The 10,626-nt window shown below is 57.8% G+C and carries 9 protein-coding genes; all 9 read left to right on the top strand.

Features of this window, described 5'->3' with window-relative positions:
* Position 1: 1 nt before the first annotated feature.
* The 9 genes from H1S06_RS14385 to H1S06_RS14425 all read left to right on the top strand — a co-directional run bounded on the left by H1S06_RS14385 (position 2) and on the right by H1S06_RS14425 (position 10,583).
* Positions 2-433, top strand: coding sequence for a DNA polymerase III subunit chi (locus H1S06_RS14385; protein ID WP_181741425.1), 432 nt, complete (start codon positions 2-4; stop codon positions 431-433).
* 66 nt (positions 434-499) lie between these two features.
* Complete coding sequence (locus tag H1S06_RS14390) at positions 500-1,633, top strand: efflux RND transporter periplasmic adaptor subunit (RefSeq protein ID WP_181741427.1); 1,134 nt, start codon at positions 500-502, stop codon at positions 1,631-1,633.
* Positions 1,630-2,313, top strand: a complete 684-nt coding sequence (locus H1S06_RS14395; protein ID WP_181741429.1) for an ABC transporter ATP-binding protein — start codon at positions 1,630-1,632, stop codon at positions 2,311-2,313. Before H1S06_RS14390 ends, H1S06_RS14395 begins: the two co-directional genes overlap by 4 nt.
* A complete protein-coding gene (locus H1S06_RS14400) occupies positions 2,300-3,514 on the top strand; it encodes an ABC transporter permease (RefSeq protein WP_181741431.1) in 1,215 nt (404 codons plus the stop codon). Before H1S06_RS14395 ends, H1S06_RS14400 begins: the two co-directional genes overlap by 14 nt.
* Positions 3,507-4,703: an ABC transporter permease gene (locus tag H1S06_RS14405; protein WP_181741433.1), complete on the top strand. Its 1,197-nt coding sequence runs from the start codon at positions 3,507-3,509 to the stop codon at positions 4,701-4,703. The genes H1S06_RS14400 and H1S06_RS14405 overlap by 8 nt, the downstream gene beginning before the upstream one ends.
* A gap of 467 nt (positions 4,704-5,170) precedes the next feature.
* On the top strand, positions 5,171-6,526 hold the full coding sequence (gene nhaA, locus H1S06_RS14410; protein ID WP_181741435.1) for a Na+/H+ antiporter NhaA: 1,356 nt from the start codon (positions 5,171-5,173) through the stop codon (positions 6,524-6,526).
* Between the two features lie 206 nt (positions 6,527-6,732).
* Positions 6,733-7,764 carry an FtsH protease activity modulator HflK gene (gene hflK, locus H1S06_RS14415; protein ID WP_181741437.1) on the top strand — a complete coding sequence of 344 codons (1,032 nt, stop codon included), beginning with the start codon at positions 6,733-6,735 and terminating at the stop codon, positions 7,762-7,764.
* Positions 7,761-8,744, top strand: coding sequence for a protease modulator HflC (gene hflC, locus H1S06_RS14420; protein ID WP_220183903.1), 984 nt, complete (start codon positions 7,761-7,763; stop codon positions 8,742-8,744). Before hflK ends, hflC begins: the two co-directional genes overlap by 4 nt.
* Positions 8,745-9,039: 295 nt before the next feature.
* Positions 9,040-10,583, top strand: a protein-coding gene (locus H1S06_RS14425; RefSeq protein ID WP_407658761.1) for an IS3 family transposase whose coding sequence is annotated in 2 segments (ribosomal slippage) — positions 9,040-9,508 and positions 9,508-10,583 — 1,545 coding nt in all. Because the reading frame shifts where the segments join, the coding sequence is not laid out codon by codon here.
* The last annotated feature ends 43 nt before the right edge of the window (positions 10,584-10,626 follow it).

A 10,626-nucleotide genomic window follows, 5' to 3' on the forward strand; every position in this document is an offset into this window, starting at 1 on the left:
ATTGTCCCGCGCAGACTATTACATTCTGCCGGACAGTGATCCCGACAGCCGGGCGGACTTCCTGTGTCGACTCTGTGACAAAATCCTGGGGCTGGGCCTCAGGATTTTCATCAGTACCGAGCACGAAACGGCCGCCCGCCAACTGGACCAGCAGTTATGGAGTGCACGTGCCGAGAGCTTTGTACCTCACGTGCTGCTGGGCCAGTCGCCGGATTCGCCAATCGAAATCGGCTGGGGCGATCAGCTGCCCGACCACCGTCAGGTCTTCGTAAACCTGTCGACTCGCCTGCCCGACGCCGCTTTCGGCTTTGAGCGTATTGTCGAGATTGTCGTACAGACTCCGGAAGTACTGGCGGCCACACGCGATAACTATGCACGCTGCCGCGACCGTGGCATCGAGCTGCACCGCACCGATATGCGCCACCGACGTTGAGTTTGATCAACCCCACTCCTGAACAGCTAGCCTATACTGCATCCGAGACGCAAGGAGCACCATCGGATGAAAAAGCTGCTCGTGAGCCTTGGTCTGCTGATCCTGATCTCGGCAGGCCTTTACTTTCTTAACCGCCCCGCCCCCATTGAAGTTCGCCTGACCGAGGTTCAGCCCGGTCTGGTCGAACAGATCGCCGCCAACAGCCGTGCCGGCACCATCAAGGCCTGCCGCCGTTCTCGTCTGTCGATGCCACAGGGCGGTCGTGTCGAGCAATTGCTGGTCGATGAGGGCGATCATGTCGAACAGGGCCAACCACTACTGCAGCTTTGGAATGCCGATCTCAGGGCTCGCCTGGAAGAGGTTGCCGCCACCCTGAAGGCTCGCCGTATTCAGGCAACCAGTGCCTGCCACCAGGCTGACCTGGCCCGACGTGACGCGGATCGCACCCGATCACTGGCCAGCAACCGCCTGGCATCGGAAGAACTGCTCGATCAACGCCAGACCGAAGCTCGCCGCGCCGCTCTGGCCTGCTCCGAAGCCCGGGCACTGACCGAGCAGGCCGAGGCTACCCTCAAGCTGCATCAGGTATTGCTGGACGACACCCTGCTCAAGGCCCCCTTTGCCGGCATCGTTGCCGAAATTAACGGCGAAATCGGGGAATATGTCACCCCCTCGCCCCCCGGCGTGGCCACCCCGCCAGCCGTGGACCTGATCGATAGCCAATGCCTGTATGTACGCGCTCCGATCGATGAAGTGGAAGCTGCCCGTCTGTCTATCGGCCAGCCGGTCCGTATCACGCTGGATGCCTTTCGAGGCCGCAGTTTTGCCGGCGAACTGACCCGTATCGCGCCTTTCGTCTCGGAACTTGAGAAACAGGCTCGCACCGTCGATGTCGATGTCCGCTTGACGCCCCCACCTGCCGATGCCCACTTGCTGGTTGGCTATAGCGCCGATATCGAGGTGATCATCGAACAGCGTGACAACGTGCTTCGTGTGCCGACCGAAACCCTGTTGCAGGGCAACCGGGTCCTGCGCTACGCGCCAGAATCGGGCACGCTGGAAACAGTCAAGGTCAATACCGGGCTCAGTAACTGGACCTGGACCGAAATCATTGCCGGCCTGAATGCGGGCGACCGAATTCTGCAGTCCCTCGATACCCCCGGTGCCGTTACCGGAGCCCCTGTGGTGACGGCCCCATGATACGGCTTGAGCAACTGTGCAAGCACTACCGCCTGGGCGGAGAAACCGTACAGGCTCTGGACCATGTCGACCTGAATATTTCCGCTGGCGAATACCTGTCGGTCATGGGTCCCTCCGGATCAGGCAAGTCCACCCTGTTGAACATGCTGGGCCTGCTGGACACACCGGATAGCGGCTCTTACTGGCTGAATGGCACCGAAATCACGGCCTTGAGCGAAGATGCTCGCGCAGCCGAACGCAACCGCCATGTAGGCTTCGTTTTTCAGGCCTATCACCTGATCGACCGGCTCAACGCCCGCGAAAACATCGAACTGCCACTGGTACTGATCGGCACACCTCCCGCACAACGCCGAGAAAAAGTGAATGCACTGCTGCGTCGGCTGGGACTGGAACGTCACGCCGAACATCGTCCCAATCAACTGTCCGGTGGCCAGCGCCAGCGCGTTGCCATCGCCCGCGCCGTCATTCGCAGGCCCGCCCTGCTGCTGGCCGACGAGCCAACCGGCAACCTGGACAGCCACTCGGGGCAGGATGTCATTACCCTGCTGGAGGAGCTGAACGATGAAGGCATCACGCTGGTCATGGTGACCCATGATGCCCGAATGGGACAACGTGCCCGACGACGCCTGTGGATGCAGGACGGCACACTGCTGAGGGATGAACAGGATGCTCGGCGCTGACCTGCTGCGCTTCAATCTGCGCCTGCTGACCGGGCAATGGTTCCGCACCCTGATGATCCTGCTGGCGACAGCAGTCGGTGTCGCTGCGGTACTGCTGCTGACCGGAATGGGCGAAGGCGCTCGCCGTTTCGTGCTGGACGAGTTCAATCTGCTGGGAAACGATGTCCTGATCATTCTGCCCGGCCGCAAGGAAACGACCGGCGGCATCCCTCCCCTGACCGGCGAAGGCACCCGGGACCTGACACTGGCTGATGCCGAAGCAGTGCTTGGCCTGCCCGGCGTTCAGGCCGTGGCCCCCCTGATCGTGGGACTGGCTCAGGTGGAAGCCGAAGGCCGCAACCGAGAACTCGTGGTAGTGGGAACCAGTACCGAACTGTTCCGCATGCGCCAACTAGAGGCCGGACAAGGACAAATCCTGCCCGACACGCCTCTGGACCGCGCCGAACCGGTGTGCGTCATCGGCTCCAAGGTCAAGCAGGCCCTGTTCGAACAGCAACCGGCTCTGGGCCAATGGCTTCGGACCGGTGATCGACGATGCCGGGTCATTGGCGTGCTGGACGCGCGCGGCGTATCACTGGGCACTGATCTCAGTGATGCCGTGTTGATTCCCGTTGCCAGCGCCCAACAGCTATTCAACACCCAGGGGCTCTTTCGACTGTTTGTTCAAGTCCGGCATATTGATCTGGTGGATACACTGAAACCGGCCATTCTCGATCTTGTTCAGGCCCGTCATCAGGGCGAACGCGATATCACCCTGATCACCCAGGACAGCCTGCTGGGCGTGTTTGACGACATTCTCCAACTGCTGACACTGGCCGTTGGCGCCATCGCCGCCATTAGCCTGGTGGTAGCCGGGATTCTGATCATGAACATTACCCTGATCAGCGTCAGCCAGCGCACCCCTGAAATCGGCCTGCTCAAGGCACTGGGGGCCAGCGAACGCCAAGTGCACCGTATTTTCCTCAGCGAAGCCCTGATGATGACCTTTATCGGCGCCATGCTGGGCGTGCTGCTGGGCTATGGACTCCTTTTGGGCGGTCATTGGATCTGGCCACAGTTTCCGGTCTCCGTACCCTTGTGGGCACTGCTGGGCGCTATTCTGCTGGCCAACAGCGTCGCTCTGATATTCGCTTGGCTGCCGGCACGCAAGGCGGCCCGACTCCCCCCAGTGCTGGCCTTGAAGGGGGAAACCGATGCGTAGCGCCGACTATATCCGCCTGACTCTGACCAGCCTTCGTGCCAGCCGCATGCGCAGCGCCCTGACCATACTCGGCATCGCCATCGGCATTTGCGCTGTGGTGCTGCTCACTACACTGGGCACGGGGCTGCGCCTGTACGTGCTGGAAAACTTTTCTCAATTTGGCAGCCGCATTATCGCGATCAACCCGGGCAAAACACAAACCGGCGGTGTAGGCGGCCTGCTGTCCAGCACACGGCCACTTCTGGTCGAAGATGCCTGGAGCCTGCAGCAGCTGCCTTATGTCGAATATGTTGTGCCCGTCGTGCAGGGCAGTGGCGCGATCGAATACGGTCGGCGCGTACGCTACACCGATATTATCGGTAGCGGCAGCGACATGGCCGCCGCCTGGCGCTTTGAGGTATCGCGAGGACGCTCCCTCCCCGATGGACGGGACGGATACCCACCTCCCTGGGCCGTACTGGGATACAAGGTCAAACATGAGCTGTTTGGTGACAGCAATGCCCTTGGCCGGTTTATCCGCGTAGGGGGCGAACGCTACCGGGTGGTGGGCATCATGGCTGAAAAAGGCCAAATGCTGGGCTTTGATCTGGATGATATCGTGTATATCCCCGTCGAGCGGGCACTGAGCCTGTTCAACCGGACCGGCGTGATGGAGATCGACGTCACCTACCGCCCCGGCACCACCGCCCAGGAGATGGCGGAACGGGTGCGCCAGCGACTGATCGCCCGCCACGGCGTCGAGGACTTCTCGCTGGTCACCCAGGACGAGATGCTGCAGAGCCTCGACCGCATCCTGGCCATACTGACCGTGGCGATCGGCGGGCTGGGCGGGATTTCACTGGTGGTCGGCGCCATCGGCATCGTCACCATCATGGTCACCACCGTGCATGAGCGCCGTGCCGAGATCGGCCTGTTCCGGGCGATCGGCGCCACTCGCCGCCAGGTAATGTGGCTGTTCCTCGGCGAAGCGATCCTGCTGGCGCTGATCGGCGGCCTGGTCGGCATCCTGATCAGCGGCCTGGCACTGGGCCTGCTGGCACTGGCGATGCCCGACCTGCCAATCCAGCTCGATCCATTCTATCTGCTGCTGGCACTGCTGCTGTCGGCGCTGGTGGGGCTGATATCAGGCGTACTGCCCGCCCGCCGCGCCGCCGGGCTCAACCCGGTGCTGGCACTGCAGAGCGAGTAGGTTGGGTACAACCAATGGGGTGGGTTGGTCCATAGCGGACCTTAGACTGCTCTGTGGCCACCGAAACAGCACAGTAGTGGTGGGAAGACAAACTTTGTGGGGATCAGCAAGAGAGCCCATTGTCAGATAGAGATATCAACACCAGTAAAACCTGCTCTGTTTTGCGACCTTCGAGGTCAATGGCCCTATTAGGAACTGGTGTGCGCATACATTGTGGGTTAGGAGATAGCGTCTCCATCAAAAAACCGAATATACCTACGCGCCCACTCTGATAAACAGCTGACTTGCTACACAGGAGGAGTCCATATACAAAGCAGACATTTGCTCCAAACGTTCAGGTCGCCTTTTTGTAGCGGAGCGGGAAAAGTCATCCGTGTGACGCGTCTTGTTTACTTGATTCATCGTGTTTAACCACGAACGGTTGATACCTTCTATAGTTGGGTTAACTCCTTATTGGGAATTCCAAGGTGGCCAGGCAACAACATCAGCAAGATCATACGGAAGACACACGGTTACCAACGGAATTTCTCGACCGGCTGACGAAACCGTTTGTGCGTTTCTTGCAGATTCAGTCTGCAAGCGGAGCCATACTTTTGTTTTTTACTATTGCCGCACTGGTTCTGTCTAACTCACCCTGGGCGGGGCCGTTTGAGCACTTCTGGGAAACATCATTAGGCTTTCAGTTTGGCACGTTCGAGTTTGCCCGTTCACTGCGCGAATGGATCAACGATAGTTTGATGACGCTGTTTTTCTTTCTTGTCGCCTTGGAGCTTAAACGCGAGCTGGTACTCGGAGAGTTGAACAGACCTGGAGCAGCGGCTTTATCAATTTCAGCCGCTTTGGGCGGTATGATCGTCCCGGCCTTGATTTACGTTGTACTGCAATCAGGACAACCCGGACAGCATGGGTGGGGTACTGTCATGGCCACTGATACGGCGTTTGTGATCGGTTGCCTGGCACTGATTGGTCCTCGAGTTGCTAAAAGCTTACGCGTATTCATGTTGTCTTTGGCGATCTTTGATGATATCGGTGCCATTCTTGTCGTGGCTATTGGCTACAGCAGCAGTATTGACTGGAGTGCATTGGTAGTTGCTGCACTTGGAATGTTGATAATACGTGCCATGGCTGCACTCGGCTTTCGCGGTTTTCCGCTCTATTTTTTGGTGGGTGGGCTTACCTGGCTGGCAGTCGATTCGTCCGGTATCCACGCGACTATCACTGGCGTGATATTTGGTTTGATGACACCTGCCCGCCGCTGGGTCAGTGATAAGCGTTTATATGCAATATTGAGCCAGGTTGTTGCACATCCAGTCAGCAGCGAAAGCAGTCTGGCTACAAAAGATAGACATACCTTACAGGTTGCAGAGGTTGCGGCCCGAGAGTCGCTTTCGCCAGTTGAGCGTCTGGAGATCAGGCTACATCCTTGGGTGGGTTTCGTCATTATGCCCCTCTTCGCATTTGCCAATGCCGGGTTGACGCTGACGTTGGATGACCTTGACATTTCTGTCACTCTGGCCGTTTTTTCTGGTTTCGTACTGGGCAAGCCGGTTGGCATCCTGTTGTTTTGTTGGCTTGCCATACGTTTACATATTGCAACTCGGCCCCAGGAGCTCAGCTGGCGTTTACTGGCTGGCGGCAGCTTACTCGCAGGAATCGGGTTCACCATGGCGCTATTTATTGCGAATATGTCTTTCGGCAACAGCCTGATTGACAGTGCCAAGCTGGGTATTTTCCTCGCATCCCTCTTTTCAGCAGTGGCGGGCATTGCCTTCTTAATGTGGTTGCCTGCATCTGGGGCAACGCGTGAAGCGGCTCACGAATGAGAGCGTCCCATTAGAGCGCGGCCGCTTGGCAATAGCGTTTACTGCTAGACTCAAGCTAAATGCCTGCAGCCTTGTTTGTGACCTCACTCAGACACCACTTCGGATAGGACGAGGTGTTTGGGAACACCATCGACAGCGAACCTCCACTGAGGTTTGCGGCCAAGAGCATCGCCGGCACGGCTGAAATAATCAGAGAGGGCAAGGCAATGGCAACAAATAACCAAAGTAGCCCCCAGGCCCAACTGAACGATTTGATCAAGACGGTATGGGGCGGTGTCAAACAATCGGCTCCGGAAGGCGGTCGCAAAGGCCCAGTAACGCTGTTGGTACTCGTCTTGCTTGGATTGGCCGGATGGAGCGCCTATTACACCGTACCGAGCGACTCGGTGGCCGTGGTACAACGCTTTGGCCACTACTTGGGTGAAGTGCCGCCCGGATTGCACTTCAAGTTCCCTTTCGGCATCGACATCGTGACGATCGTGCCTGTTAAACGCCAGCTCAAACAGGAATTTGGCTTTACCACTCCGGGGGCAACCGACCGTTATCAAAGCCCACGTCCGCAAGACCAAAAGCGGGAGACGCAAATGGTCACCGGTGACCTCAATGCCGCTCTGGTGGAATGGGTGGTGCAATACCGCATTTCGGACCCTTTCAATTTTCTTTTCGAGGTACGCCAGCCTGGGGCAACCCTGCGGGCAGTTTCCGAGTCCGTCATGCGCGAAGTGGTCGGTGATCGTACGGTCGATGAGGTGATCACAATTGGTCGCCAGGAGATCGAAACGGAGTCGCTGGCCAAAATGCAGCAGCTGGCCAGCAAATATGCCATGGGCATCAGCATTGACCAGGTGCAGCTGAAAAACATTAACCCACCCGAGCCGGTGCAGGATTCGTTCAACGAGGTAAACCAGGCCCAGCAGGAAAAAGAACGGCTTATCAATGAAGCCAGGCGCGAATACAACCGCGTCATCCCTCTGGCCCAGGGGGAGAAGGACCAGCGTATTCGCGAAGCCGACGGTTACCGGCTCAAGCGCATCAACGAGGCGGAGGGTGATGTCGCCCGTTTCAATGCCCTGTTGACAGAATACAGCAAGGCACCAGAAGTCACGCTGCGGCGCATCTATATCGAAACGCTGCAGGAGGTGATGCCCGGTATACATACCAAGATTATTGTTGATGAGCAGGTCGGCGGCATTCTGCCCCTGCTTAATCTCGACAACCAGACAGGAGAGCGGCCATGAGCATGAATAAGCCGGCCACTCTGGTGGCGATGCTGGGCGCATTGGGATTCCTGATTTTCAGTTCGGCCTACACCGTCAATGAACGCGAGCAGGTGGTTATCACCCAGTTCGGCAAGCCGGTTGGCGAGCCGGTGACCGAGGCCGGGTTGAAGTTCAAGCTGCCCTTCATTCAGAGCGTCAACTCGATCGACAAACGCATCCTCGAATGGGATGGCAATCCCTCGGATATGCCCACCAAGGACAAGCTTTACATCTCGGTCGATCTCTTTGCCCGCTGGCGAATCACTGATCCTTTGCAATACTTTTTACGCTTGCGTGATGAGCGCAGTGCACAGTCCCGCCTCGACGATATTCTGGGTAGCGAGACTCGCAATGCGGTTGCCAAGCATGAGCTTATCGAAATTGTCCGTACCACCAAGGCACGTGTACCTCTGCGTGATGCTTTACTCACCGAGGCTGAACGGGAGATGGATATCGGCGCGCTGGTGCCGATCCACAAGGGGCGTGAGCAGGTGGAAAAAGAGATATTCACCGCTGCTGCCAACAAGGTCCGTATCTTCGGTATCGAGCTACTCGATATCCGGTTCAAGCGTATTAATTACAACGCCAGCGTGCGGCCAAAGATCTATGATCGAATGATCAGCGAGCGACGCCAGATCGCTGAACGTTTTCTGTCGGAGGGTAATGGCGAGGCTGCTCGCATCAGGGGCAACCGAGAGCGCGACCTGAACAAGATCCAGTCCGAAGCCTATCGTCAGGTTGAGGAGATTCGGGGCGAGGCGGATGCCAAGGCCACCGAGATCTACGCCAGTGCCTATAATCAAAGCCCGGAAGCCGTCGCCCTCTATGAATTCACCCGTACCTTGCAGGCATATCCATCGATTATCGGCCAAAACACAACACTGGTACTATCGACCGATAGTGATCTGTTCAAGTACCTCAAGGGAGTGGCACCTGAGCCATCAGCTGAACGTGAGTAAAGTAATGACGGCAGCAAGATGCCAGACGAAGATGCTTATTAGGCATCGGATTTCGTCCATCAGGTCGGCGGCGCACACTCAAGGCTCGACGCCAGTCAGCCCCGGGTGTGACACAGACTGGCCATGATACGGGGCTAACCAGCGGCACCAACACTACTGGATAGTTACTCAGCTACTTGGGACTTGAGTTGGACGGTGCGCTTGTTATAGCTGGACAGACTGGTATCGAACACTATGAAGGCCAGCGCCCCTATGTGTCAGCGTAGTTGTCGCCTGAAAATTTCAGAGGACAACCATGCCCCACTATTCACCGGAACGTAAGGAAGCCATCCTCCAAAAAATGGCGCCGCCTCACAGCATGACAGTAGCCGAGCTGGCTCGTCAGGAAGGCATCAGTACCGCGACCCTGTACAATTGGCGTAAAGCCGCCAGAGAACGAGGTGCCGTTTTGCCATCCAACTCAGCCGCCCCGGACAAGTGGAGCAGCGAAGAAAAATTCCGCATGGTGCTGGAGACCGCTCCGATGAGCGAAGCGGAGATCGGCGAATATTGCCGCCAGCGCGGTGTGTACCCGGAGCAGATCGAAGCCTGGAAGGCGGCCTGTATGGGCGCCAATGCGCAAGCAGATGAGCAAGCCAAACAGCATCGCCAAGCGACCAAGGCCGAGCGCAAACGGATCAAGCAGCTAGAAGCTGATCTACGCCGCAAGGAGAAGGCGCTCGCGGAGACGGCCGCGCTGCTAATACTGTCAAAAAAAGCAGAGGCGATCTGGGGCCCCAAAGACGAGGACGAATGACCAGCCTCCCGGATCGCCAGCATGCCGTTAGTCTGATCCAGGAGGCTCAGAGCAACGGTGCTCCGCTGGTCAAGGCCTGTGCCTTGCTAAACCTGAGTGTGCGCACCTACCAGCGCTGGACGGCGAATCAGTTGGTCCATGCGGATCAACGACCGATCGCGCCCAGACCTGCACCGCATAACAAGCTGTCAGAGCAGGAGCGTGAAGCCGTGGTATCGCTCTGTAATCAACCGCGATATCGCAGTGCCCCGCCGGCGTTTATTGTGGCGGATCAGCTGGATCAAGGGCGTTATCTGGCGTCGGAATCTACGTTCTACCGGGTGTTGCACGAATACGATCAGCTGCATGCCAGAGGCCGGCAGAAACCGCCTGAGCGCAAACGCCAGGCAACCACACATGAAGCCAGCGAGCCTAATCAGCTCTGGTGCTGGGACATCTCCTGGTTGCCTGGACCTGCCCGTGGCACCTGGTTTTACCTGTACCTGATGATGGATGTCTACAGCCGTAAGATCGTGGGCCACGAAGTCTACGCGCGTGAAACCGGAGAACTGGCCAGCGAGTTCGTCGAAAAGGCCTACTGGCGGGAACATCTGGCCGCCCGATCCAAGCCGCTGGTGCTGCACTCTGATAACGGCAGCCCCATGAAGGCCGCGACGTTCCTGGAAAAGCTGTACGACCTGGGCATTACCCCCTCGAACAGCCGACCTCGCGTCAGCAACGACAACGCCTACTCGGAGTCACTGTTCAAAACCCTGAAGTTCCGACCGGCGTTCCCGGTGAATGGCTTCAAGACGCTCGAAGAGGCACGGCATTGGGTGTTGAAGTTCGTGCGCTGGTACAACACCGAGCATCGGCACAGTGCTCTGAAATACGTGACACCTGAGCAGCGTCATAACGGCGAGGCCGAGTATATCCTGGCGCAACGCAAACGGGTTCTCGAAGTCGAGAAGGCCAAGAACCCCCAACGCTGGTCAGGTGATATCCGTGACTTCAGCTTGCCGGAGTCAGTCACACTGAACCCGGAAAAGGCGGCGAGTTTTTAAAGAGCTGATAACTTATACGCGACAACTACGTTGACAGTTACCG

It is taken from the genome of Marinobacterium marinum, from assembly GCF_013868415.1.
Taxonomy (GTDB): Bacteria; Pseudomonadota; Gammaproteobacteria; order Pseudomonadales; family Balneatricaceae; genus Marinobacterium; species Marinobacterium marinum.

What these genes read in the sequence shown, in the direction of transcription:
- H1S06_RS14390 (WP_181741427.1), top strand. Translation starts at nt 500, where the DNA reads ATGAAAAAGCTGCTCGTGAGCCTTGGTCTGCTGATCCTGATCTCGGCA.
- hflC (WP_220183903.1), top strand. Translation starts at nt 7,761, where the DNA reads ATGAGCATGAATAAGCCGGCCACTCTGGTGGCGATGCTGGGCGCATTG.
- H1S06_RS14405 (WP_181741433.1), top strand. Translation starts at nt 3,507, where the DNA reads ATGCGTAGCGCCGACTATATCCGCCTGACTCTGACCAGCCTTCGTGCC.
- H1S06_RS14400 (WP_181741431.1), top strand. Translation starts at nt 2,300, where the DNA reads ATGCTCGGCGCTGACCTGCTGCGCTTCAATCTGCGCCTGCTGACCGGG.
- H1S06_RS14395 (WP_181741429.1), top strand. Translation starts at nt 1,630, where the DNA reads ATGATACGGCTTGAGCAACTGTGCAAGCACTACCGCCTGGGCGGAGAA.
- hflK (WP_181741437.1), top strand. Translation starts at nt 6,733, where the DNA reads ATGGCAACAAATAACCAAAGTAGCCCCCAGGCCCAACTGAACGATTTG.